The following is a 24583-nucleotide window of genomic DNA, read 5'->3' on the forward strand; positions in this document are numbered from 1 at the left end:
GCCAGCAGGCCGCCGACCTGGGCATCGACACCGAACATGGTGGTGCGCTTGCTCGACTCAAAGCCGGCGAACACCTGCGCGATGACCAGGAAGGTCACCAGGCCGATGACCATCGACACCAGGATTTCGATCAGTCCGAAGCCGGCGAATCTGGCAACGGCGGGTGGGATTGAAGGGCGCATGGTCTATCCCGAAATCATGGTGGAGGTGGAAAAACTGTGCACCTGTGTTTCCTGCGGCGCTCGCCAGCAGACCGTAACCGTCACTTCGCCGGTGCCGCCATTGGCCAGGATCTGCGCGACGCCATTCGGCAGGGTGCCCAGCACGGTGCCTTTGCTGCTGCTGTTGCCGATCCAGTTGGTTACCGCGGCCAGGGCCGATGCAGAGACGGTGAAATTGCAGGTCCCCACCGTGACGGGATTGTGCGCATAGTTGGCCAGGTTTGCCCGATCGACCCACATCTGACCGATGATTTGGTTGGCGAGGTAGCTCGCTTCGGTGCGCAGTTGCGCATCACCCGCGTTCTTGATGGCGTTGGCTTTGCTGCTGACCAGCGCGAGCAGCGCGAAAGCGAGGAGAAGCATCGACACCAGCACTTCGATCAGCATCATGCCGCCTTGTTTTTTCATATCAGCACCCCAGCGGCGAGTTGGCGATCAGGAGCGCCGGGTCGCACAGTCGTAGCGCGCCGCCCTGTCCGATGGTGACCCGCAGGGGGCGGTTCGATCCGGCGCATGAGACATTGATGTTGACGACGTTCGCGGGCACCGGGTTGAGCAGACCGAGTCCACTGAAAATCAGGTTGTCCGCGTTGGCGTTGACTACCGTACATGCGGCTTCATTCCTGCTTCTGCCCTGCACGAAATCGGCGGCTGTATAGGTGCCGCCGGACTGAAATAGCCGAACCACCCAGTTCCTGCCAGCCGTCGCAGCGACGATCGAATTGACGTTAGCCACGATTGGATCGGTGTCGGTCAGTACGAACTGCACCCGGCGGTTGAGGCGAATCGCTTCGGTTTTGGCGAGCATCAAGCCACCCTGGATTGAGTCGGCGCTCGAACGCACCCGCGAATTGGCGACCCAGGGTCCGTAACTGTTCACTCCGACGCCAAGGAGAATGCCGGCGATGGCGACGGCGATGATCAGCTCGATCAGGGTCATGCCGGATTCCCCTCCTGTCCCCGGACAGCCCGATTGCGGCCGACTCATCAGCATTCACTCCCGGCCACCAGCCAGCAGGCTTTGGCCGGCGAAGGGACGACCCCCTTGAATTTTGTGCTGGCCCTGGCGTTGCTCTGGTTGAGGGTGTAGGTGTAATCGGCTGCCGACCCCAGACCGGCACCGGCCAGATTGGTGGCGGTGAGGGTGTAGGTCTGCTGGGTGTTGGCCGTGGCACAGGCCAGCAAGAAATATTTGGTGGTCGGCATCGCAACCCCGCAGGTCGGGTCGGCGGCACCATAATTGCGGTTGTCCTGGTAGAACTGCTCCATCCTGACCCGTTGCTCACTGAGGCTGGTCTGAACTTCGGTGAGCTTGGAGCGTCGGATATACTCGGTGTAGTTCGGGATGGCGATCGACGCGAGGATGCCGATGACCACCACGACAATCATCAGTTCGATGAGGGTAAAACCAGCTGGCTTCAATTTCACGGGAGCGCTCCGGAAGAATGCGACTGGTTCTCAGGCTAGCACCGGGGGCGGCCAATTGCTGAAAACACTGATCGAAGGTCGATTTACCGCGACGAGCGGTGCCTTCATCCATACTTTGTGAGGCGGCGAGCGCTTGGTGCTGTCGACAGGTGGTATCGTTTGGGCACGGCGCAGATGGGCACAGCGAGGGTCGAAAAGTGTCGAAAAATTTTACACTTTCCGGACGTAAGGAGCGGCCGAACCCCGGAAATAGCGAGACATATCAATTAAAGCAGTCTATTGTATTATCTGGCATCGTTATTGCTTTAAAGAAATTAACTGGTGATAGTCAGCCGGTAGCAGTTTTGAAATTCCACTTCAACCTCTCAAGGAGATGGCAATGCGCATTCTGACGACACTCATGCTTTCCCTCGCGGCGTTCTCTGCACACGCCATTGACACCATCCCCGGAAACAACGTTCCGGAGCCGGGCACCCTGGCCCTGCTGGGTTTGGCCGCGGTGGTCGGGCTGGTTGCCCACAAGCGGCGGAAGTAAGCCGCCACTCGAGAGAGTGTGGGTCGGAGAAGGGCGGGCGCAAAGCATCCGCCCTTCTTTGCGTTTACCAAGACAAGATCGGTCACGCCCAGGTCCAGCGCGCCGGACGTTTCGTCGGAGGGGGCCAGCAGGTCGTACAGACGTGACCGTGTGAACGCTTCGCTTCCCGACATCGGAGCAATCCAGGTACGCAGGTGTGGCCACTGTCGCCACGCCGCCGATCCCGGCGACCACGCCGCCCGCGGTGAGCAACGCCAAGCCGTGTCGACGATTCCTACGCATTATTACCTCCGGGACAGCATCGACGGAAGTTGGCGGTTTGGCTGCCTCGATTGCGGAAGTGGCTCACTGGCCGGCTGTGTGCTTCAGGTCTGGACACATCGGACCATGCGGCCATCATGAACATGCCTGGCTCCGCGGGCGATCTTCTTGCCCAAGCGGGCATGCGCTGTCGAAACACCCCCGAGCCCCTTTCCGCGCAGGGGGAGAGCGGAGACTGGTGAGTGGCGGACGCGACGCTCAGGGTAATGCCTGCCGCCAAGATCTCGCCGGACCCGGGGTGACCACCGGCGCATGGTGGCGGACGAGCGGCATGGCGGCTGTCACGGCCGGCAGTAGAATCAAGTTTCCACCGACTCCGGCATCGTTCTTGGGCACAGTGCACTACTTCTTGACATCGCTCGTCTCGGACAGCAGGTCGGCGCAGAAACAGTGGCCTGGGCCGTTGTTGGCGCTGGCGGCGTCGTTGTCCTTGCATCTGTTGGTGTTGGCCATTTTTCACGCTACTCCTGGATCGGCAGGTCACGGTTTGTCCAGGCCCGCGACGTCGGCCGTGGTGGTGACGCTGGCTGGTTCTGCTTCCCGGGAAGTTGTGGAAACGGTCGCTGCGCCGGACCGCCCTGTGGACTCGATCGAGCCGGTGGCGTCTGGTGTTCCACGTGCTGCTCACCGACTGGCGCCGTCTTTACCGGCAGTCGAGTCGCCGGTTCTTTCCCTGAACTTGCCGCTGCACTCATGGTACTTCGCGCGTTCCGAGCTGACCGTTCCCCCTGCACTAGAGGACGAACCGGTGATTCTCGCGCCGGAGGAGCGTGCTGGCGATGCCTCATCGACTGGCAAGACGGTGTTGCGGGTTTTCGTTGGCGCCGACGGTTCGGTTGACCGCATTGAAGTTGCCAGCAGCAATCTGCCATTGGCCTATGACGCCGCGGCGGTCGCCGGATTTTCGCGCGCAAGATTTCGTCCGGGGGAAATAGCCGGTGTGGCGGTGGGCAGCGAGCTTCGTTTCGAGATTGCCTTCGAGGACGGCGAAAGCGGCGCCAGCAATGGTCCAGGCATGCTCGCCGGCGGCGAGCTGCCGGTCGGTCGTCACGTTTTGCAGCAGTCTTCTCGGGCAGCGGCGGAGGCGAGCCAGGATGATCTGCTGGTGTCCTCTGCTGTGCCTGGGCAGCGCCCAGGCAGGTAGCCGGTGAGTACTGCCTTGGCTCTTTACGACTGCAGTTCGCGCGGTAAGGCGAAGGTGACGTTCTCCTCGACACCGTCGAGTTGCTCAAGCTTCCTCGGTCGGCCAGCGGAGAGTCGGTCGACAACGTTCTGGACCAGCACTTCCGGTGCCGATGCGCCGGCGGTGACGCCGACCCGGCTGGCGCCATCGAGCCAGGCGGGGTCGATGTGCTCGGCCTGGTCGACCAGGTAGGCACGGCTGCCGCGCAGTTCGGCGACTTCACGCAAGCGATTGGAGTTGGAACTCGATGGGCTGCCAACGACCAGTACGACTTCGCTTACGCCGGCCAACTGCTTGACGGCATCCTGGCGGTTCTGTGTCGCGTAGCAGATGTCGTCCTTTTTCGGACCGATGATCGCCGGAAAACGGTCCTTCAAGGCGGCGACGACCTGTGCAGCGTCGTCGACCGACAGGGTGGTTTGCGTGACGTAGGCGAGCCGGGCAGGTGTCCTGACTTCCAGTTGCAGCGCGTCGGCGACGGTTTCGACGAGATACATCCCGTCGCTGCTCTGTCCCATGGTTCCCTCGACCTCGGGGTGCCCCTTGTGGCCGATCATGACGATCTCGCAGCCGTCCTTGCGCATGCGGGCGACTTCCAGGTGTACCTTGGTGACCAGTGGGCAGGTGGCATCGAAAACCTTCAGTCCACGGCTTTCGGCCTCGTCGCGAACGGCCTTCGAGACGCCGTGGGCACTAAAGATGACGGTATTGCCGGCCGGCACGTCGGCCAGGTGGTCAACGAAAACGGCTCCCTTGGCGCGCAGATCGTTACAAACGAACTGGTTGTGCACTACTTCATGGCGAACGTAGATCGGCGCTCCGTATTTTTCCAGGGCGCGCTCGACGATGGCGATGGCGCGGTCCACACCGGCGCAGAAGCCGCGGGGATTGGCGAGGATGATTTGCATGGGGGCCCTCACATGATGGCGATGACGTGAACTTCGAAGCGGATCGCCTTACCGGCGAGCGGGTGGTTGAAGTCGAAGAGGGCGCTGGTCTCGGTCAACTCGCGCAGGAATCCGGCAAAGCTGCCGGCCCCATCCGGGGAGTTGAATTCGATCAGCGAGTTCTCCCGGAGTTCAAGCTCTGGTGGTAGGGCGCTGCGCGCGATGCGCTCAATCAGGCGCGGGTTGTGCGGCCCGAAAGCTTCTTCGGCCGTCAGCTGGAAGACACGGCGTTCACCCGCCGACAGCCCGATCAGGCAGTGTTCGAGCGTTTCAGCCAGTTGCCCGCTGCCCATCTGCAGGGTCGCCGGTGACAGGTCGAAGGTGCTGACGTAGTCCGTGGCTTCGAGGTCGGCGAGGCGGTAGTGCAGCGTCAGGTAGCTGTCACGGTCGACCGTTGGATGGTCGCCCGGGCAAGGTTTGAGAGTCAGAATCGTTCCCCCTGGCGTCGTTGGGCGGTATCAGGCCGATCGTGCGGTTTGCCGGCCAGCTGGTCCCAGATCATCAGCGTCGCCCCGATGCTGATGGCCGCGTCGGCGACGTTGAAAGCCGGCCAGTAGAAGCCGGCGGCGTGCCATTGAATGAAGTCGACGACGGCGCCGAAGCGCAGGCGGTCGATGACGTTGCCCACAGCACCGCCGAGGATCAGGGTGAGCGCCAGCGACAGGCGGAATTCACCGCTATGGCGGGGCAGGATACTGATGATCCAGGCCGATATGCCCAGCGCCAGGGCGGAGAAGAACCAGCGCTGCCAGCCGCTGGCATCGGAGAGGAAGCTGAATGCGGCGCCGGCGTTGAAGGTCAGCACCCAGTTGAAGAAGGGGGCGACATAGATCGAATCGCCCGGCTGTAGCCAGGCGAGGACCAGCCATTTACTGAGCTGGTCGATCACCACGACGACGCCGGCCAGCCACAGCCAGCGCTCAATGTTACGCGAAGGCACGTGTTTCACCCCCGCCGTACAGGTTGCTGATGCAGCGGCCGCAGAGACCGGGCTGGTCGGCGTCGCTGCCGACATCTTCGCGGACGTGCCAGCAGCGTTCGCACTTGGCCGACGCCAGCGGCGCGCAGAGCAGTTTCTCGGCAGCGTCGTGAACGACGGCGGTCTGCGAGCAGATGAGCACGAAGCGCAGGTCATCGCCCAGTGAAGTGAGGATGTCGTATTTCTCGCCAGTGCAGTGCAGGCGTACCTCGGCCTGCAGGGAGGAGCCGATCTTGCCTGCGATGCGCAGCTCTTCGAGGGCGCGCATGACGTCGGCGCGATAGCCACGGATCTTGCCCCATTTGTCGAGCAGTTCACCCTCCGATGCCGGTGTCGGTAGTGGCTGCCAGGTGTGCAGCATCACCGACTCGTTCTCGTCGCCGCTCTGGATGCGCCAGATCTCGTCGGCAGTGAAGGAGAGAATCGGTGCCATCAGCTTCACGAAGCACTGCAGAATGTGCCACAGGGCGCCTTGCGCCGAGCGCCGAGCGGTCGACCCGGCAGCGGTGGTGTACAGGCGGTCCTTGAGGATATCGAGGTAGAAGCCGCCGAGGTCCTCGGAGCAGAAGGTCTGCAGCGACTGGACGACACGGTGGAACTCGAAGCGGTTGTAATCGGCTTCGCATTGCGCCTGCAGCTGGCGGGTCATGGCCAGCGCGTAGCGGTCGATTTCCAGCCACTGTTCGACTTCCAGCATGTCGCGCGTGACGTCGAAGTCGGCGGTGTTGGCGAGCAGGAAGCGCAGCGTATTGCGGATGCGGCGGTAGGACTCGACGACGCGCTTGAGGATCTCGTCCGAAATCGTCAGTTCACCCGAGTAGTCGGTGGCGGCAACCCACAGGCGCAGGACTTCGGCGCCCAGGGTGTCGGCGATCTTCTGGGGCGCGATCACGTTGCCCCTGGATTTCGACATTTTCAGGCCCTTGCCGTCCACCACGAAGCCGTGCGTCAGCAAGGCGTTGTAGGGAGCACGGCCGTCCATCGCGCAGCCGGTCAGCAGCGAACTCTGGAACCAGCCGCGGTGCTGATCGGAGCCTTCGAGGTAGAGATCGGCAGGGTAGGCCAGTTGTCTTTGATGCGAGCCGCGCAGGACGCTCGAGTGCGTCGTGCCGGAGTCGAACCAGACGTCCAGAGTGTCGCTCATCTTGCGATACTGGGCGGTTTCGGCGCCGAGCAGCTCACTGGCGTCCAGCGCGAACCAGGCTTCGATGCCCGCTTTCTCGACCCGCTGGGCAACGGCCTCGATCAGTTCTGGCGTGCGCGGGTGCAGCGCGCCGGTCTCACGATGGAGGAAGAAGGGGATCGGCACTCCCCAGTTACGCTGCCGGGAAACGCACCAGTCAGGGCGCGTTTTGATCATCGCCTCGAGACGGGCACGGCCCCAGCTGGGGAAGAACTGTGTCTCGTCGACAGCGCGTTCCGCGGACCAGCGCAAGGTCGGTTCCTCTTCGCTGTTATGGGTAGGCGAATCGTCTGACGGTGTCGCGCGTTGCTCCATGCCGATAAACCATTGCGTGGTGGCGCGGAAAATAATCGGTGTCTTGTGCCGCCAGCAGTGCGGATAGCTGTGTTCGATCTTCGCCGATTTGAGCAGGTGGCCGCTGGCTGCAAGTTCCTGCAGGACCAGCGGGTTGGCTTCCCAGACGCTTCTTCCGGCCAGTTCGCCGACGCTCAGGGCCGGCGTACCGGCGAGGAATCGGCCGTCGTCACCGACCGGATTGTTCACCGGCAGGCCGTAGACCTTGCCGATCAGGTAGTCGTCGGTGCCGTGCGCCGGGGCCGTGTGCACCAGCCCGGTACCGGCTTCGACGGTAACGTGCCGGCCGCAAATGATGGCCACGTCGCGCGCCTGGAAGGGGTGCCTGAGCAGAACCTGTTCGAGTGCTGCGCCTTTGGCGGAGCCGAGCACGGTGCCGCTCAGCCCGTAACGCTGCAGGCAAGTGTCGGCGAGGTCGCGCACCAGGATCAAGGCGCCTTTGGGCGTATCGATCAAGTCATAGTCGAAGTCCGGGTGGGCGCTGACCGCCTCGTTGGCCGGCAGGGTCCAGGGGGTGGTGGTCCAGATCACCGCAAAGGCCGGACCACGAAGATGGGTCAGGCCGAACGCCCTGGCCACCTTGTCGGCGTGATTGGGATGCACCTCGAAGGCGACATCGATGGCCGCCGAGGTCTTGTCTTCGTATTCGACTTCCGCTTCCGCCAGCGCGGAGCCACAGTCGAGACACCAGTTGACCGGCTTGAGACCCTGGTAGAGGTAACCTTTTTCGAGGATCTTGCCAAGCGCCCGGATTTCGTCGGCCTCGGTCTTGAAGTCCAGAGTCAGGTAGGGGTTATCCCATTCGCCGAGGATGCCAAGGCGTATGAAGTCCTTTTTCTGGCGTTCGACCTGCTCGCCGGCAAAGGCGCGGCATAACGCGCGTACTTTGTCGCCGGCAATATGCTTGCCGTGCAGTTTCTCGATCTGATGCTCGATCGGCAGGCCATGGCAATCCCAGCCCGGCACGTAGGGGGCGTCGAAACCGGCCAGGGTCCTGGCGCGAACGATGATGTCCTTGAGGATCTTGTTGACCGCGTGGCCGATGTGAATGTCGCCGTTGGCGTAGGGAGGGCCATCGTGCAGAACGAAGCGCGGCCTGCCCTGCGAGGCTTCGCGTATGCGTTCGTAGAGCTTGCTCTCCTGCCAGGCGGCGACCCATAGCGGTTCGCGTCGGGCGAGGTCGCCACGCATCGGAAACGGCGTGTCGGTGAGGTTCAGGGTTTTCTTGTAGTCAGCCATCGTGTCGTTCTCACAACTGAAAGTAGGCTTGCGCGGTTTTGACGTCGCTGGCGATCTGTGCCTTGAGGGCGTTCAGGTCGGCGAATTTCATTTCGTCGCGCAACTTGTGCAGGAAACGGACGTTCAGATGAGCACCGTAGATGTCGGCAGAGAAATCGAACAGGTGGACTTCGAGTAACGGTCGGGTCACCTGGTTGGCAGTCGGGCGGTAGCCAAGATTGGCGGCGCCTTGGTGCGGGCCGCCGGGGAGTCCCTTGACTTCGACTGCGAACACACCCTGCAGGGGCGGTCGCTCATGTTTGATACGGATGTTGGCCGTGGCGAAGCCCAGTTGCCGGCCCAACTGGTCGCCACGCACGACCCGTCCGTCGATCGAGTAGGGGCGGCCGAGCAGACGGGCGGCGTGTTCCAGCCTGCCGCCCTGGAGGGCGTCACGAACCGCCGAACTGGAAGCGCGCTCGCCATCGACGGTGACACTGTCCATCGCGTCGACCTGAAAGCCGAGCCTGGCGCCGGCATCGCGCAACAAACTGAAGTCGCCAGTGCGCCTGGCGCCAAAACGAAAATCGTCGCCGACGATCAGATGCCGTACTCGCAGCGCGCGAACCAGCACGCGCTCGATGAATTCGTCGGCACTCAAGGCGGCAAAGCGGGCGTTGAAGTGACCGACGTAAGCCAGGTCGACGCCGTCGTCGGCGATCAGTTCGAGTTTCTCGCGCAGCGTGGACAGGCGCGACGGTGCCGATTCCGGCGCAAAGAACTCGCGTGGATGCGGCTCGAAGGTGAGCACTGCCGCCGGCAAGCCAGCCTCTGTCGCAGCAGCCGTCAGGCGGGCGAGCAGCTGGCGATGGCCAAGATGAACGCCATCGAAGTTACCGATGGTCAATACCGTGGCGTTGTGTGCCGGCTGTGAAAAACCGCGATAAACGAGCATCGGGAACCAGGGCTCGAAAAAACGTGCAATTATAACCAGTTTAGTGAGGCGCCTGCGGCTATCGACGGTGGCTCGGAGGTCTCGTGGCGATGACTGAAGCGGTCAGGAAAGGAGTGGGCTGACAGCCAGGGTGCCGTCTTCGCGCTTCCGCTGGCGTCGATCGGCGTGATTTGGCCTGACTTGGCGGTGGCTGTCGGTGATTCGCAGTAAGATGCGCAGCTTCTGTGTGTCGGGCGTGCTCGGTCGATCCGCTGCGACCTGCCAAGAAGTGCGCTAAAGACTGCTTCGGCGCGTGCGATCCAGGTCACCGCGACTGATCCGCCGGGCTTTCAACCCCGGTCGGCGGCCGCTGGCCGCTAGCCATTTTCGCCCAGTGTCCCTGTCATGAGTCACGGCAATTGCTACCATTGCGGCCAGTCAGTGCCGACCGGTGTCGATCTCGCAGTTGCGATCGACGGCCAGGCGCGCGCCATGTGTTGCGGCGGCTGTCAGGCCGTCGCGCAGGCCATCGTCGCCAATGGGCTGGCTGACTACTACCGCAATCGTGATGCCCTGCCGAACTCGCCACGCGAGGCGCTGCCAGAGATCGCCGGTGGCTTGCAGCTCTTTGATCACGCGGACTTCCAGAAGAGCTTCGTGCGGGTTCTCGGGGACGCTGGCGACCGCAGCGAACGTGAGGCGTCGCTGATTCTCGAAGGGATTACCTGTTCTGCCTGTATCTGGCTGAACGAGCAGCACCTGGCACGACTCGGCGGGGTCACCTCGGTCGATATCAATTACGCAACTAGACGTGCCCGGGTGCGCTGGGACGAGCGGCTGATCAAGCTGTCGGACATCCTGGCGGCGATCGCGGCGATCGGCTATCGCGCGCATCCGTACGACCCGGCGAAAAGCGAAGAACTGGCGCGTAAGGAGCGGCGCCGCGCGCTGTGGCGGCTGTTCGTCGCCGGCTTCGGCATGATGCAGGTGATGATGTACGCGGTGCCGCTGTATCTGGCCGGTGACGGTGAGATGACGCCGGAGATCGCGCAACTGCTGCGCTGGGCCAGCCTGGTACTGACGACGCCGGTGGTGGTCTACTCGGCGGCTCCCTTCTTTCGTAATTCCTGGCGTGATCTGCGACTTCGTCGGGTCGGCATGGACGTGCCGGTCGCGCTGGGGATAGGCGCCGCCTTTACGGCCAGCGTCTGGGCGACGTTGACGGCGAGCGGCGAGGTGTACTTCGACTCGGTGACGATGTTCGTTTTCTTCTTGCTCAGTGGGCGTTTCCTGGAAATGACCGCACGTCAGCGCGCGGTCAGTGTCACCGAGGCCTTGGCCAAACTGATGCCGGTAGCCGCTCGCCGTGTTCGTGCCTATCCTGACAACCGCGAGGTCGAACAGGTGCTGGCGGCGGATCTGCAGCCCGGCGATGTGGTGCTGGTCAGGCCGGGCGAGACGGTTCCAGCTGACGGCCTGGTGATCGAGGGTGAGAGCAGTACGGATGAGGCAGTGCTCACCGGCGAGAGTGTGCCGGTGAGCAAGTGCCCGGGAGCGGTGGTTACCGGCGGCGCGGTCAACATCGAAAGCCCCTTGCTGGTCGAGGTCAAGCAGGTTGGTGAGGCGACACGGCTGTCGGCGATCGTCCGCCTGATGGAGCGTGCTGCAGCGGAAAAGCCGCGAATTGTCGAGCTGGCCGACCGGATTGCCAGCCGCTTCATCATCGCGCTGTTGTTTCTGGCAGTGGCGGTGGGTATCACCTGGCTCTACCTTGATCCCGCGAAGGCGCTGTGGATTACGGTTTCCGTTCTGGTGGTCACTTGCCCCTGCGCACTGTCATTGGCAACGCCGGTGGCGCTGACCATCGCCAGCGGAGCAATGGCGCGGGCCGGATTGCTGGTGACCCGCAGCCATGCCGTGGAGACCCTCGCTCAGGCAACTCATTTCGTTTTTGACAAGACCGGTACGCTGACCACCGGCCGCATGCAGCTGCTGGAAGTGCTACCGCTGGGCGAACTCGATCGGGCCCGCAGCCTGGCGCTGGCGGCTGCTCTGGAAGGGGCGTCGGAGCACCCGATCGGCGCCGCCCTGCGTAATGCGGCCGCTGACCGGCAGCTGCCGGCCGTGGACTCGTTGAGCAATACGCCAGGCTGCGGCATCGGCGCCCGCCATGGCGGACGCAGCGTGCGCCTTGGACGGGTCGACTACGTCCTGGCCTTGCACGACCAGCCCCTGCCGGAATCGGCACAAGCCCTGATTGCCGGCGGCGATACGGTGGTTGCGCTTGGTGACGAGGCCGGATGGCTCGCCTTGTTTCGCATCGGCGACGATCCGCGGCCAGAGGCCGCGGCAATGGTTGCCGCCTTGAAGGCGAAGGGGAAGCAGGTGGTGCTGTTGAGCGGTGACGCGCTACCGGCCGTCCACCGCGTTGCGCAGGCTCTGGGGATAGAGGAGGTAATTGCGGGCGCCTCGCCACAGGCCAAGCACGACTACGTACGCCAGTTGCAGGCGAGCGGGGCGGTGGTGGCGATGATCGGAGACGGCGTCAATGATGCGCCAGTATTGGCACAGGCACAGGTCTCGGTAGCCATGGGCGGTGGCTCGCAACTGGCGCGTACGCAAGCCGACCTGGTGCTCCTCTCGGAGAACCTGGATCACCTGCTGCGTGGCGTTGACGTTGCACGCAGCTCGCTGCGCGTGATTCGGCAGAATTTGCTATGGTCTTTCGCCTACAATTTGCTGGCGCTGCCGCTGGCAATGACCGGCTTCGTGACGCCGTGGATGGCCGGTATCGGGATGTCCGGAAGTTCCCTGCTGGTGGTCTTGAATTCCCTGCGGCTGCAGAGAGCCGCCGCGAGCTGATCGCTGATGGAAACACTCTACCTGCTGATTCCGATCTCCGTCGTGCTGGTGTTCCTGATCGCCATTGCCTTCTGGTGGTCGCTGCGCAGCGGTCAGTTCGATGACCTTGAAGGACCCGCCTACCGCATCCTGATGGATGACGATAGCGCGTCGCCACCGGCGTCGGAGAGCGTTCCCGCGCCATCGCCATCCGACGAGAAGTCCGGGCAAGACTGAGCGAGATTCTCGGTGGTCGATGTGCGTCGCACTTGACCCAGGTCAAAATGATTGCTGCGCGGTCTGGTGATAATTCTTCCGTTGATGGCGCAAATGCACCGGCATTGGGCATTGGGCGCTGGGAGTGGTGTGATGCTTCTTCTCTGTTGGGGTTCGGGTGCGCTTCGGCGCACCCCTTTTTTTGCCCATAAGGATTCAATTATTCACTCGGCAGCGCTTCAGCCATGTCAAGTTTCTTTCCGGCAGGTTAAAATAGCACCCGCAAAATCAGTGCCGCAAACAAGGGCATTCAGGGCGGTGAGAACCGGTTTTCAGTCATAAACGAGGTGGGTCCATGTCGGAAACTCAGTCAACATACAACTACAAGGTGGTGCGGCAGTTTGCCGTGATGTCCGTCATTTGGGGCATTGTCGGGATGCTGGTCGGGGTGATCATCGCCGCCCAACTGGTCTGGCCCGAGCTGAATCTGGGGTTTCTGCATTTTGGTCGCCTGCGTCCGTTGCATACCAATGCGGTCATTTTTGCCTTCGGCGGTAGCGCACTTTTCGCCACCTCGTATTACGTCGTTCAACGCACTTGCCATGCGCGGATCTTTTCGGATCGCCTGGCTGCCTTTACGTTCTGGGGTTGGCAGGCGGTGATCGTTCTGGCGGCAATTACGCTGCCATTGGGAATGACCCAAGGCAAGGAGTATGCCGAACTCGAGTGGCCGATCGATATCCTGATCGCGGTGGTCTGGGTGGCCTACGCGGTGGTGTTCTTTGGCACCATCGCCAAGCGCAAGGTCAGCCATATCTACGTCGCCAACTGGTTCTACGGGGGCTTCATTCTGGCCGTCGCGCTGCTGCACATTGTCAATAGCGCTGCCATCCCGGTTTCGCTGACCAAGTCCTACTCGGCTTACGCTGGTGTTCAGGACGCCATGGTGCAGTGGTGGTACGGCCATAACGCGGTGGGCTTTTTCCTCACCGCCGGCTTCCTCGGGATGATGTACTACTTCGTGCCCAAGCAGGCCGGTCGCCCGGTGTATTCGTATCGTCTGTCGGTGGTGCACTTCTGGGCGCTGATCTTCACCTACATGTGGGCCGGTCCGCACCACCTGCACTACACGGCGCTGCCCGACTGGACGCAGTCGGTGGGCATGGTCTTCTCGCTGATTCTGCTCGCACCCTCCTGGGGCGGCATGATCAATGGCGTGATGACCCTCTCCGGTGCCTGGCACAAACTGCGCGACGATCCGATTCTCAAGTTCATGATCACCTCGCTGTCGTTCTACGGCATGTCGACTTTTGAAGGCCCGATGATGGCCATCAAGACAGTCAATGCGCTATCGCATTACACCGACTGGACGATCGGGCACGTGCACTCTGGTGCGCTTGGCTGGGTGGCGATGATTTCCATCGGTTCGATCTACTATCTGATCCCGCGCCTGTATGGCAAGCCAGAAATGTTCAGCGTCAAACTGATCACCGTGCATTTTTGGGTGGCAACGATCGGCGTTGTGCTTTACATCGCGTCAATGTGGATTGCCGGCGTAATGCAGGGCTTGATGTGGCGCGCGGTCAACGCGGACGGTACGCTGGCCTACAGCTTTGTTGAATCGGTCAAGGCCTCGTATCCGTTCTGGGCGATTCGTTTCGTCGGTGGCGTTCTCTTCTTTTCCGGCATGCTGATCATGGCCTACAACATGGTCAAGACGATCGCCGGTGGGCGAAGCGTGGACGATGCGCTGGTCCTGCTACCGGCTGCACACCACGCCTGAGAGGAATGAAATGAAATTTACGCATGACGCAATTGAACGCAACGTCTGGCTGATGGTGGTGCTGACCATTCTGGTGGTCAGCGTCGGTGGCTTGGTCGAAATCGTGCCGCTGTTCTTCCAGAAGTCGACCACCGAGCCGGTGACCGGGCTGAAACCCTATGATCCGCTGCGCTTGACCGGGCGTGACGTCTACATCCGCGAGGGCTGCTACCTCTGTCACTCGCAGATGATTCGTCCGTTCCGGGCGGAGACCGAGCGCTATGGCCATTATTCGGTCGCCGGGGAGTTTGTCTATGATCATCCGTTCCAGTGGGGATCGAAGCGTACCGGCCCGGATCTACATCGGGTCGGCGGCCGCTATTCGGACGAGTGGCACCGCGCACACCTGCACAATCCGCGCGACGTGGTCCCAGAATCCAACATGCCCGCTTTCGCTTTCCTCGAGAGCGCACCGGCCGATGCTGCGCTGATCGAGACCAAGATGCGCGCGCTGCGCAAGGTGGGGGTTCCCTACAGCGATGAAGAAATCGCCGGTGCCAAGGCGCAACTTGAAGGCAAGAGCGAGCTCGACGCCCTCATCGCCTATCTGCAGGGAATGGGCCTCGAACTGAAGAACGCGAAGTAAGCTCATGGATATCAATGATCTACGAGCCATCGTCACGGTCGTTTCGCTGCTGACCTTTTTGGGAATCGTGTGGTGGGCGTACGGCGTGAAAAGTAACAAGAAGCGCTTCGAGGAAGCGGCCATGCTGCCGTTCAGCGATGAGGAAGCGGATTGGGCCGAACTTGGCCTGGATCGCAACGGAAAAAGGAAAGCATCATGAGCGATTTTGTCAATCAGTTCTGGAACTGGTACGTCATCGTCCTGACGGCGGTCAGCATCGTTGCCTGTAGCGTCGTGCTCTGGTCGCAGAACATCTCGCCTGTCAGCGGCAAGGCGGCTACCACCGGTCACGTCTGGGACGAGACCCTCGAGGAGTACAACAACCCGTTGCCGAAGTGGTGGATGTGGCTGTTCCACATCACGGTCGTGTTCTCTTTGATTTACTGCGTTCTCTATCCGACGCTTGGCAGTTTTCAGGGCGTCCTGGGGTGGTCATCCGCTGGGCAGTACACGAAGGAAGTGGCCAAGGCCGATGCCGAGACCAAGCCGATGTACGACAAGTACCTGGCGATGGAGCTGCCGGCTCTGGCAGCTGACAAGGAAGGCGTCGAAACCGGCAAGCGTTTGTTCCTGACCTACTGCATGCAGTGTCACGGTGCCGACGCGCGCGGTGGCAAGGGTTTCCCGAATCTCGCCGACAACGATTGGCAGTGGGGTGGTGAACCGGCGGAGATCGTTGAAACGATCAGCAATGGTCGGATGGGGGTCATGCCCGCACACGCTCAACTTGGCGCCGAGACAATCAGGGATCTGGCCAACTACGTGCGCTCGCTGTCAGGCCTGCCGGTCGACTCGCTGCGTGCTGCCAAAGGCCAGGAGGCTTTCAACAGCGTCGGCTGTTCGGGCTGCCACGGTCCGGATGCGAAGGGCATGCACGCACTGGGGGCTCCCAATCTCACCGACTCGACCTGGCTATACGGCGGTTCGGAAGCAGTAATCACCGAAACCATCACCAAAGGTCGTAATAATCAGATGCCTGCTTGGCAGGCGTTTCTGGGGGATGCCAAGGTGCACGTCCTGTCGGCCTACGTACTCAGCCTGAGCAAAGGTAACGAAAGCAAGTAGCGGGAGTGCTGCTTGAGCGAGAGCGGCCGGTCGGTCGCTCTTTTTTCTTGCTGTCCGACCCGTTGCCAGCCGGTACCCTGGCTCTTGTGGTGCCCGGGAGAGCGACACCAGTGTCGTGATTGATGCGCGGTACCCAAACCAATCAGTCATACTCACGCCTTTCTTAAGGACAACGATGAAAAATTCCGCTACTGGTACACCGTTATTTCGTCAGCGCAGCATGGCCCTTGCCACGCTTGCTGCCGTCCTCCTGCTCGCGGGCTGCGCGAGCGAAAGTTCTGTCATGGGCAGCGGGGCAACGGTCACTGCCAGCGACAAGACGCGCATGACCGACAGCGGTTTCTTGTCCGACTACGCGCGCTTGAAGCCAGCCCCGGGGGGGGAGGGGGCCGAGTGCTGGCGGGATCCGAAACTGGACGCCAGAAAGTACGACAAGGTTCTGATCTCGCGCATCGTGGTGTCGCTGGTGCCACCCCGGGATAAAAGTGAGCCGCAGACCATCGACCCAAGTGATCTGAAAACGCTTACCGACTATTTTCATGATTCGCTGGTCAAGGCCTTGAAGCCGCAGATGCAGGTGGTCGACCAGGCCGGGCCCGGGGTGTTGGTGATGCGCATCGCGCTTACCGATCTGGTACCGACGAAGGTGAGCGACAGCCTTGCCGGGACACTGATTCCTTACGGCTTCGTCGTCGAAGCGGGCTCCGGTGCGGCAACCGGCCGGCCGGCCGGTTCAACCCCCTACATGGGTGAGACGGGTATGGAGATGCAGTTCCGCGATGGCGGATCGGGTGTCATCCTCGGTGAGTGCAGGGACACCGAGATCGGGCGCAAGTACGCGGCAGACGTCGATGGAAGTACCGTCGGCGCAGCGCAAACCTGGGCCAGCGGCTACCTGAATTCCTTTCAGGCCTGGTCTTACGCCAAGAACGCCTTCGACAAATGGTCACTGCTGGTTGCCAAGCGTCTCGGTGAACTACGCGGCGTCAGGCAGTAACCGAGCCAGCGTGCTGTGGCGGAGCGGGTGAATGGCGGCAGCTATCCCCTTCGCCGGGCGCGCGCCCAGCGCTGGCGCGTTGTCCGCAGGTGCGTGTTGCGGAGCCGAATGCGGCTTTGACGGCGCAGGCAGCAATCGCTCCGGGCAGGTGCCGCTCGGGTACGGCGTTGGCAAGCGGGCAGTGGTTGCCGGGTGTGCTGTGCTTCCGCTGTCCCGCCATGCCTGGCGGCAGGGTTGGGCGCGCTTTTTTTGGAAACGTACGCTGGACTTCGGGTCAAGACGTCTGAGCGAGCGCTGCCAAAGGCCTGCATACGGCCGGGTGCCCGAATCGCTCGCGTCGCTGATGCATATCAAACCCTGTTCTGATGCCGATCTGTAATATTAGAGTTTGGTGTAATTCTGAAATTGAGCGGAGCTTGGATCATGAATGAGGCGGCCAGCAGGAAGGCCAAGGAAATTCCCATCAACGTTGATGGCTTGTACGAGAAGCACAAGACCGTTCATGCTCGTACCGTAAGCGGCACCTTCAATAATTGGCGCTGGGCGATGGTTTTCTTTACCCAGGCTTTGTTCTATGGTCTGTGTTGGTTCGAATGGAATGGCCGGCAGGCGGTTCTTTTTCACATCGTTGAACGCAAATTCTACATTTTTGGTATGGTTTTCTGGCCGCAGGACGTCATCTATCTGGCGATTCTGCTGGTGATCTCGGCCTATGGACTGTTCCTCGTCACCGCCGTCGGGGGGCGCCTGTTCTGTGGCTATGCGTGTCCGCAGACCGTGTACACCGAACTCCTGACCTGGATCGAACGCAAGGTCGAGGGCGAACGTCCCGCGCGAATCAAGCTCGACGCACAGGCGATGAATCCGCGCAAGTTTCGGCTTAAATTAATCAAGCATTCTCTCTGGCTGCTGGTTGCGCTATGGACGGGGATTACCTTTGTCGGCTATTTCACGCCGGTCAAGGAGCTGCTCGCCGAAATGGCAGCGTTCCGGATCGGGCAGTGGGAAGCCTTCTGGGTCTTCTTCTACGCATTTTTCCTCTACATGATGGCCGGCTTCCTCCGTGAACAGGTCTGCAAGTACATGTGCCCCTACGCACGCTTTCAGGGCGTCATGTTCGATCCCGATACCTTGATCATCAGTTATGACCCCGAGCGTGGTGAGCCGCGCGGACTACGCAAGAAGAAGGGTGCTGGGGATGCGCCGCCACTTGGTGACTGTGTCGATTGCAGTATCTGTGTTCAGGTCTGCCCGACCGGTATCGATATTCGCAATGGCCTGCAACTCGAGTGTATTGCCTGTGCGGCCTGTATCGACGCCTGCGATCAGGTGATGGACAAGGTCGGTTCGCCGCGGGGTCTGATTCGCTACTCGACCGAGAATGCTCTGGCCCAACACTACACGGCGCGCGAGATCCTCGCGCACCTGTGGCGTTTCAGAACGCTCCTGTACACCTTCATCCTGCTGGCCATTATCGCGGCCGCGGCGTGGAGTCTCAGCCAGCGCGTGCCGCTGAAGCTGGACGTGCTGCGTGATCGCTCGACCTTGTCACGTGAGGCCACCGACGGACGTATCGAGAACGTGTTTACGCTGCGTATTTCGAATACCGATGAAGCGCCGCACCGCTATGTGATCAACGTTAGCGGCATCGATGGCATCGATATCGTCGGCGAGCGCTTCGTGGATCTTCCGGCAGCCTCATCGGACACCGTTGCTCTGTCGGCTCGGGTCGAGCCCGGGGCTGCGAAACCGGGTTCCCATCAGATCTTCTTCGAAGTCCGCTCGGAGAAGGATGATCAGATCTCGGTTCGCGAAAAAGCGAGTTTCTTCATGCCATGAAGAGCACCCACGCGACCGACAGCGGGCCATGGTACCGCGAGCCCTGGCCCTGGCTGATCATGCTTGGCCCGCTGGTGGTCATCATCGCCGGATTGGCGACGGCTTATCTGGCGGTGATCAGTAATGACGGCCTGGTGGCCGACGATTACTACAAGCAGGGACTGGCGATCAATCAACGCACCGAGCGTGACCAGCGCGCTGCCGAGTGGGGACTGGAGGCAGAGCTGATTCTGGGCGGGAACAACGATCGCATTCGCGTTCTGCTGCGCGCCAACGCGGGGACGCCACTGCCGGCTAAGCTCACTCTGCGCATTACGCACCCGACGCGGCCCGGATTTGACCAGAGCGTTTCGCTGCTCTCCGAAGGTGGGGGCGTCTATGGCGCCCAGCTGGTTCCGATACACGGCCGCTGGCGTGTTGTTCTTGAAGATGAGCGGCAGGAATGGTTGCTGGCGGGCGACTGGGAGAGCGAAAAGCAGCTGGCGTTGAGCTTGACGCCCTCTCCCCGGGCGGCGCCTGCCAAGAAAAAGGATTCAGCTAACAAAGAGAGGTAAGCGATGGCGTGGAATCTGCTGTTTTCGAGCGAGTACGGTCTGTTCAGCGTGTTTGTGATTGTCTTCTTAATCGGTATGGCGGTCTGGTTCCCGTATTTCTTCCGCAAGAAGATGCGCGAGGGCGAACAACGGAACGGGAAGTAGATCGCGGAAGGTGATCGCCGTTGCCGGCGGCGCCGAGACCAAGGACGCCGGTCGCATTCGTGGCAGGACAAACGCCGCGAGCGGCTGAAGACGCACACTCTTGGGGCGGGTCAGGGGTTTACCGCCGCGGGCCGAAGGTCGTCTTCGTGCAGCACGAAGCGACCCGCCTTGCGGTCAGCAAAGTAGGCCCGCAAGCAGAGGGTGACGCTCTGAAAGGCGAGCTCTCGCCAAGGGATCGCCTGCTCGGCAAAGAGGGCTGTTTCGAGTGTTTCAAGGCCGGCTGCGAAACCGGTATCAAGCAGGCGAGCACGGTAAAAAAGGTGTACCTGGTTGATGTGCGGGATGTTCACCAGCGAGAAAAGCGCGCCGAGTTCGATGCGTGCACAGGCTTCTTCAAGCGTTTCGCGCGCGGCGGCCTGACTGGTGGTTTCGCCGTTTTCCATGAACCCGGCGGGCAGCGTCCACAACCCATAGCGTGGGGCGATCGAACGACGACAGAGCAGGATCTGACCCTCCCACTCGGCAATACAGCCAACCACCAGCTTGGGATTGACGTAATGAATCGTGCCGCAGCGCGTGCACACGTGCCGCGGCAGGTTGTCGCCTTGCGGAATCAACAGGCTGACCTCGCCACCGCATTGACTGCAGAAATTCATTTCTTGAAGACCCTGGACGACTTCTTGAAGACCCGCCAAGTTTAGCTGATTCCGCTTGAATTGGCATTGGCTTGCGCGATGGCCGCCGGCTTACCGGTGTTGCCCAGCATGGCCCCGCGGTCATCGTTACAGGATTTGCAGGGAAGCGCCTTGAGCAGGGTGCTAATGATATCGGTGGTCGAAAGTGAAAAAGTGTTGTGCCGATGCTCGTCTTTGGCTCCTGCACGGTGTCTGCTGCGCGCAATCTGGCTACAATGCGCGACAATGCCAATGTTCGGGCAGCAGTGCTCGCAGAGCGCGCAATGACAAGGGGAGCCGGATGTTTCTGATTGTTGGATACGTGGTCATTCTGGTGTCGGCACTGGGGACCTACGCGGTTCACGGTAGCCTGGCGGCGCTGTGGGTGCCGCTCGAGTACATTGCGATCGTTGGTCTGACCATTGGTGGTTTTGTTGCGAGCAACGACCTGAAGATCATCAAGGCGACCATCGGAGCGTTGCCGGGAATCTTCAAAGGCTCGAAATTTACCAAGGTACTCTATGTTGATCTGCTGGCGATGCTCTTCGAAGTCCTGGCAAAGGTGCGCAAGGAAGGGCTGATGTCGATTGAGAACGACGTTGAGAACCCGCAGGAGAGCCCGATATTCGCCAAGTATCCGGTCCTCGCGGAGGACCATCATGTGATGGAATTCATCACCGATTATCTGCGCATGATGGTCGGCGGCAACCTCAACGCCATCGAGATCGAGAACCTGATGGATATTGAAATGGAAACGCACCATCACGAGGTTGAAACGCCTGGCCACGTCGTCTCCAAGGTCGCTGATGCCGTCCCGGCGTTCGGTATCATCGTGGCGGTGATGGGCGTGGTCAACGTCATGGGCTCGGTCGGCGAGCCGCCGGCGATTCTCGGCAAGATGATCGGCGGGGCGTTGGTCGGGACCTTCCTCGGGATTCTCATCGCCTACGGTTTCGTCTCCCCGGTGGCCAGTCTGCTGGAGCAGAAGGCGAACGAAGGTACCAAGATCTACCAGGTGATCAAGGTTGTCTTGCTGGCGTCAATGTCCGGCTATGCGCCGCAGGTAGCCGTCGAGTTTGGGCGCAAGACGCTTGCCTCGGGCGTTCGTCCGACTTTTGTTGAGCTTGAGGAAGAACTCAAGAGTCGCAAAGGCAAATAGTCCATGCCGATGAGGTCGACGGGAGACGCTGAATGAGTGAAGACGTACGCCCGATAGTCATCAAGCGCATCAAGAAGGTAGCCGGCGGTCACCATGGCGGGGCGTGGAAGATAGCCTATGCCGACTTCGTTACCGCGATGATGGCCTTTTTCCTGCTCATGTGGTTGCTTGGCTCGACCGCCAGTGGCGACCTGCAAGGGATCGCCGATTACTTTCAGAACCCGCTCAAAATCGCCGCGCAAGGTGGCTCGGGTACGGGCGATAGTTCGAGTGTCCTGAAGGGCGGCGGCAAGGACCTGACGCGCTCCGCCGGTCAGGTCAAGAGGGGTGACACCGATGCCAAGAGCAGCGCCGTAAACCTCAAGGAAACCAATGCCGAGCAGGCGCGCAAGGCCTTTGAAGAGCGCGAGAAGGTGGTACTAGGCGAACTCAAAAAGAACATCGAGCAACTGATCGACAGCAATCCGGCGCTCAGTCAGTTCAAAAGGCAACTGTTGATCGACGTTACCAGCGAGGGCTTGCGGATCCAGATCGTCGATGAGCAGAACCGCCCGATGTTCGATACCAGTAGCGCCGACCTCAAACCGTATACGCGGGTCATTCTGCACGAGATAGGCAAGGCATTGAATGCGGTACCGAACAAGTTGAGCCTGTCGGGCCATACCGACGCAGCGCGCTTCAGCGGCGGTGAGAAGGGCTTCTCGAACTGGGAGTTGTCGGCCAACCGCGCGAACGCTTCCCGCCGCGAACTGATTTCCGGCGGGATGGACGAAAACAAGGTGTTGCGCGTCGTCGGGCTTGCGTCGACGGTGTTGTTCGACAAGAACGACCCGCTGAGCTCGATCAATCGCCGGATCAGCATCATCGTCCTCAACAAAAAAGCGGAGGAGTCGCTGTTGCAGGAAGATGGCAAGGCTGACGCGGTTGAAGTCGGCGGTCAGGGAGGAGTCGACGGAAAGATGATTGCGCCGCCGTCCGGCCCCGGGTAAGGCGCGGTTGAGCGGTTTGCTGCGAGGCGACTGCTGGCTTCGCCTTGGCGAACGGTTGGCTGTGCTGAACCAAGGTCCTGTGCGATCATGCTGACACCCTCCGTCACTGATAACCGGGTAAGCGGCCTATTTTGGCTCGTTACTGGCTTGGGCGCGATATCGACATCCTGGTGAGCAACACAGAGGCGCTCGTTTCGGACGGATTCTTGCAGTTGTCGACCAGCCGCCTTCAGCCTTGTGGGACGGTCTCGGCGAAGGCGGAGCGGCCCATCAGCTTGCCGTAAAGCTGGGCGAGGTTGGGGTGCTGTTCCTGCCAGGCAATTTCGGGAAAACGGAAGGCAAGGTAGCCGAGCGCGCAGCCGACCGTGACATCGGCGAGAGAAAAATGCGTGCCCATGCACCAGGTGGTCTCGCCCAATTCCTCGGCCATGAACGCGAGGCTGCGGCCGATTTTCTCCTCCTGACGGACGATCCAGTCGGCGCTCTGCTGTGCGGCAGGGCGCTTTCTCTCGAGGAAAATCAGTGCCGCCGCGTCGCACACGCCATCAGCCAGCGCTTCCCAGCGCTTGACTTCGGTGCGCTCGCGATTCTGGCCGGGCATCAGCTTGTTGTTCGGGGCAACATTGTCGAGGTATTCGACAATGACGCGTGAATCAAAGAGAGCGGTATTGTCATCAAGGACAAGCACCGGAATCTTGCCCAGGGGATTGACATTGGCCACCTGCGCGTCCGGAGTCCATGGCGAGTCGACTTCGAACTCGTAGTCGATCTTCTTCTCGGCCAGAACGACGCGCACCTTGCGGGCGTAGGGGCTGGTCAATGATCCAATGAGCTTCATTTGTGTCCCGATGACAAATATTTGCCCACAATTATATCATCGCTGCCGCACGCGGCTTACGGGTGCACCGCGTGCACAGGTAAAATAGCGGGCTACCCTGTAAACGCCTCAAGGATGACCGGCATGACGATTTCTTCCCTCGTTTCCCTCTCGCCGCTCGACGGCCGCTACGCCGGCAAGCTTGATGCGCTGCGTCCTCACTTTTCCGAGTACGGACTGATTCGTCGCCGCTTGCAGGTCGAGATCGAATGGCTCAAGGCGCTGGCCGCAGAGCCACATTTCGCCGAGATTCCCGCTTTTTCGCCGGCAACCCTGGCCGAGCTTGATGCTCTGGTGGCCGATTTCGGGCCGTTGCAGGCCGGCCAGGTGAAAGACATAGAAGCCGTGACCAATCACGACGTCAAAGCACTTGAGTACTGGATCAAGAAGCGTTTGGCGGACAACGCGGAAGTGACGCGCGTTGCCGAGTTCATTCACTTCGCGTGCACCTCCGAGGATATCAACAACCTTTCGCATGCCCTGATGCTGCAGGCGGCGCGCGACGAAACCATGCTGCCGATGCTTGATGGTGTTCTCGCCCGTCTCCGAGAACTGGCACACGAATTTGCCGAACTACCGATGATGTCGCGTACGCACGGGCAGCCGGCAACACCGACAACGCTCGGCAAGGAAATGGCCAATGTCGCCTATCGTCTTGCTCGTGCCCGCTCGGCAATCGCTCGGGTCACGTTGCTCGGCAAGATGAATGGTGCAGTCGGTAACTACAACGCGCATCTGGCCGCTTACCGAACCTTTGATTGGGAGCAATTTGCACAAACTTTTGTCGAATCCCTGGGCCTGGAATTCAATCCCTACACTATCCAGATTGAGCCGCACGATGCGATGGCGGAGCTATTTGATGCCTTTGCGCGAGCCAATCTGATCCTGATCGACCTGAACCGTGACGTCTGGGGCTACATCTCGCTCGGCTTCTTCAGGCAGAAGCTCAAGGAAGGAGAGATCGGCTCTTCGACCATGCCGCACAAGGTCAACCCGATCGACTTCGAAAACTCCGAGGGCAACCTGGGCTTGGCCAATGCGCTGCTGCGTCACCTTGCCGAGAAGTTGCCGATCTCGCGTTGGCAACGTGACCTGACCGATTCGACCGTGCTGCGCAACATGGGCGTCGCTCTTGGCTATACGCTGCTGGCTTACGATTCGCTGCTGCGGGGACTGAACAAGCTCGAGGCCGATGCGGCTCGCCTGCATGCAGATCTTGACGCGAACTGGGAATTGCTCGCCGAGCCGGTGCAAACGGTGATGCGCCGCTACGGCATCGCCAATCCTTACGAGAAGCTCAAGGAACTGACTCGTGGCAAGCGCATTTCTCGCCAGGCGATGCTGGAATTCGTCGAATCCCTGGAGATTCCGGCGGCGGCCCGGGCCGAGCTGCTCGAACTGACGCCATGGAACTATACCGGCAAGGCTGCCGAACTCGCGCGGAGGATATGATGCGACCAGAAGAACAAGCTGCTGCG

The 24583-nt window shown here is 61.1% G+C and carries 26 protein-coding genes; 15 read left to right on the forward strand and 11 right to left on the reverse strand.

What is annotated here, in order from left to right:
- The 4 genes from RUW20_RS12990 to RUW20_RS13005 form a co-directional block, all read right to left on the reverse strand.
- The coding region (locus RUW20_RS12990) for a PilW family protein (protein ID WP_409559364.1) at positions 1–182 on the reverse strand (182 nt) is incomplete at its 3' end.
- A gap of 3 nt (positions 183–185) precedes the next feature.
- Complete coding sequence (locus RUW20_RS12995; RefSeq protein ID WP_313952650.1) at positions 186–629, reverse strand: hypothetical protein; 444 nt, start codon at positions 627–629, stop codon at positions 186–188.
- A 1-nt stretch (position 630) separates the two neighbouring features.
- Complete coding sequence (locus RUW20_RS13000; protein ID WP_313952651.1) at positions 631–1215, reverse strand: GspH/FimT family pseudopilin; 585 nt, start codon at positions 1213–1215, stop codon at positions 631–633.
- Positions 1209–1649: a type IV pilin protein gene (locus RUW20_RS13005; RefSeq protein ID WP_313952652.1), complete on the reverse strand. Its 441-nt coding sequence runs from the start codon at positions 1647–1649 to the stop codon at positions 1209–1211. The genes RUW20_RS13000 and RUW20_RS13005 overlap by 7 nt, the downstream gene beginning before the upstream one ends.
- Positions 1650–2028: 379 nt before the next feature.
- Between RUW20_RS13005 and RUW20_RS13010 the strand changes: the two genes are divergently transcribed.
- Both RUW20_RS13010 and RUW20_RS13015 read left to right on the forward strand, forming a co-directional pair.
- The gene (locus tag RUW20_RS13010; protein WP_313952653.1) at positions 2029–2184 is read left to right on the forward strand and encodes a PEP-CTERM sorting domain-containing protein; all 156 of its coding nucleotides are present in this window, start codon (positions 2029–2031) and stop codon (positions 2182–2184) included.
- A 901-nt stretch (positions 2185–3085) separates the two neighbouring features.
- Positions 3086–3649 carry a TonB family protein gene (locus RUW20_RS13015; RefSeq protein ID WP_313952654.1) on the forward strand — a complete coding sequence of 188 codons (564 nt, stop codon included), beginning with the start codon at positions 3086–3088 and terminating at the stop codon, positions 3647–3649.
- Positions 3650–3672: 23 nt separating this feature from the next.
- On the opposite strand, the gene ispH is transcribed toward RUW20_RS13015, so the two are convergent.
- Genes ispH through RUW20_RS13040 form a run of 5 tightly spaced genes read right to left on the reverse strand, consistent with a single transcriptional unit; the run spans position 3673 to position 9324 of the window.
- Complete coding sequence (gene ispH, locus RUW20_RS13020) at positions 3673–4596, reverse strand: 4-hydroxy-3-methylbut-2-enyl diphosphate reductase (protein ID WP_313952655.1); 924 nt, start codon at positions 4594–4596, stop codon at positions 3673–3675.
- A gap of 8 nt (positions 4597–4604) precedes the next feature.
- A complete protein-coding gene (locus RUW20_RS13025) occupies positions 4605–5066 on the reverse strand; it encodes an FKBP-type peptidyl-prolyl cis-trans isomerase (RefSeq protein ID WP_313952693.1) in 462 nt (153 codons plus the stop codon).
- Positions 5060–5575 carry a signal peptidase II gene (gene lspA, locus RUW20_RS13030; protein WP_313952656.1) on the reverse strand — a complete coding sequence of 172 codons (516 nt, stop codon included), beginning with the start codon at positions 5573–5575 and terminating at the stop codon, positions 5060–5062. The genes RUW20_RS13025 and lspA overlap by 7 nt, the downstream gene beginning before the upstream one ends.
- On the reverse strand, positions 5562–8390 hold the full coding sequence (gene ileS, locus RUW20_RS13035) for an isoleucine--tRNA ligase (RefSeq protein WP_313952657.1): 2829 nt from the start codon (positions 8388–8390) through the stop codon (positions 5562–5564). The genes lspA and ileS overlap by 14 nt, the downstream gene beginning before the upstream one ends.
- 10 nt (positions 8391–8400) lie before the next feature.
- Positions 8401–9324, reverse strand: a complete 924-nt coding sequence (locus RUW20_RS13040; protein WP_313952658.1) for a bifunctional riboflavin kinase/FAD synthetase — start codon at positions 9322–9324, stop codon at positions 8401–8403.
- 384 nt (positions 9325–9708) lie between these two features.
- Between RUW20_RS13040 and RUW20_RS13045 the strand changes: the two genes are divergently transcribed.
- From RUW20_RS13045 to RUW20_RS13090, 10 genes are all read left to right on the forward strand, one after another.
- Complete coding sequence (locus tag RUW20_RS13045; RefSeq protein ID WP_313952659.1) at positions 9709–12165, forward strand: heavy metal translocating P-type ATPase; 2457 nt, start codon at positions 9709–9711, stop codon at positions 12163–12165.
- 6 nt (positions 12166–12171) lie between these two features.
- Positions 12172–12381 carry a cbb3-type cytochrome oxidase assembly protein CcoS gene (gene ccoS / locus RUW20_RS13050; protein WP_313952661.1) on the forward strand — a complete coding sequence of 70 codons (210 nt, stop codon included), beginning with the start codon at positions 12172–12174 and terminating at the stop codon, positions 12379–12381.
- A 334-nt stretch (positions 12382–12715) separates the two neighbouring features.
- Entirely contained in the window at positions 12716–14143 is a 1428-nt protein-coding gene (gene ccoN, locus RUW20_RS13055) for a cytochrome-c oxidase, cbb3-type subunit I (protein WP_313952662.1), read from the forward strand.
- Positions 14144–14153: 10 nt separating this feature from the next.
- Entirely contained in the window at positions 14154–14768 is a 615-nt protein-coding gene (ccoO, locus tag RUW20_RS13060) for a cytochrome-c oxidase, cbb3-type subunit II (RefSeq protein WP_313952663.1), read from the forward strand.
- 4 nt (positions 14769–14772) lie between these two features.
- A complete protein-coding gene (locus RUW20_RS13065; protein WP_313952664.1) occupies positions 14773–14967 on the forward strand; it encodes a cbb3-type cytochrome c oxidase subunit 3 in 195 nt (64 codons plus the stop codon).
- The gene (gene ccoP, locus RUW20_RS13070) at positions 14964–15872 is read left to right on the forward strand and encodes a cytochrome-c oxidase, cbb3-type subunit III (RefSeq protein WP_313952665.1); all 909 of its coding nucleotides are present in this window, start codon (positions 14964–14966) and stop codon (positions 15870–15872) included. Before RUW20_RS13065 ends, ccoP begins: the two co-directional genes overlap by 4 nt.
- Positions 15873–16047: 175 nt before the next feature.
- Positions 16048–16869, forward strand: a complete 822-nt coding sequence (locus tag RUW20_RS13075) for a DUF3313 domain-containing protein (RefSeq protein ID WP_313952666.1) — start codon at positions 16048–16050, stop codon at positions 16867–16869.
- Positions 16870–17292: 423 nt separating this feature from the next.
- Positions 17293–18708, forward strand: a complete 1416-nt coding sequence (gene ccoG / locus RUW20_RS13080) for a cytochrome c oxidase accessory protein CcoG (RefSeq protein ID WP_313952668.1) — start codon at positions 17293–17295, stop codon at positions 18706–18708.
- Positions 18705–19262: a FixH family protein gene (locus RUW20_RS13085; RefSeq protein WP_313952669.1), complete on the forward strand. Its 558-nt coding sequence runs from the start codon at positions 18705–18707 to the stop codon at positions 19260–19262. The genes ccoG and RUW20_RS13085 overlap by 4 nt, the downstream gene beginning before the upstream one ends.
- A 3-nt stretch (positions 19263–19265) precedes the next feature.
- Complete coding sequence (locus RUW20_RS13090) at positions 19266–19406, forward strand: DUF3149 domain-containing protein (protein WP_313952670.1); 141 nt, start codon at positions 19266–19268, stop codon at positions 19404–19406.
- Between the two features lie 110 nt (positions 19407–19516).
- Here RUW20_RS13090 and RUW20_RS13095 read toward each other — a convergent pair whose 3' ends face one another.
- Positions 19517–20062 (reverse strand): NUDIX hydrolase, encoded by a 546-nt coding sequence (locus RUW20_RS13095; RefSeq protein WP_313952671.1) that lies wholly within the window; start codon positions 20060–20062, stop codon positions 19517–19519.
- A 319-nt stretch (positions 20063–20381) separates the two neighbouring features.
- Here RUW20_RS13095 and motA point away from each other — a divergent pair, with 319 nt between their 5' ends.
- Both motA and motB read left to right on the forward strand, forming a co-directional pair.
- Positions 20382–21239, forward strand: coding sequence for a flagellar motor stator protein MotA (gene motA, locus RUW20_RS13100; protein WP_313952672.1), 858 nt, complete (start codon positions 20382–20384; stop codon positions 21237–21239).
- A 32-nt stretch (positions 21240–21271) separates the two neighbouring features.
- Positions 21272–22228, forward strand: coding sequence for a flagellar motor protein MotB (motB, locus tag RUW20_RS13105; protein WP_313952673.1), 957 nt, complete (start codon positions 21272–21274; stop codon positions 22226–22228).
- A 229-nt stretch (positions 22229–22457) separates the two neighbouring features.
- On the opposite strand, the gene RUW20_RS13110 is transcribed toward motB, so the two are convergent.
- Positions 22458–23066, reverse strand: a complete 609-nt coding sequence (locus RUW20_RS13110; RefSeq protein ID WP_313952674.1) for a glutathione S-transferase — start codon at positions 23064–23066, stop codon at positions 22458–22460.
- A gap of 123 nt (positions 23067–23189) precedes the next feature.
- Here RUW20_RS13110 and purB point away from each other — a divergent pair, with 123 nt between their 5' ends.
- Positions 23190–24557: an adenylosuccinate lyase gene (gene purB, locus RUW20_RS13115; protein ID WP_313952676.1), complete on the forward strand. Its 1368-nt coding sequence runs from the start codon at positions 23190–23192 to the stop codon at positions 24555–24557.
- Positions 24558–24583 lie beyond the last annotated feature (26 nt).

The organism is Accumulibacter sp. (assembly GCF_032229525.1).
Taxonomy (GTDB): Bacteria; Pseudomonadota; Gammaproteobacteria; order Burkholderiales; family Rhodocyclaceae; genus Accumulibacter.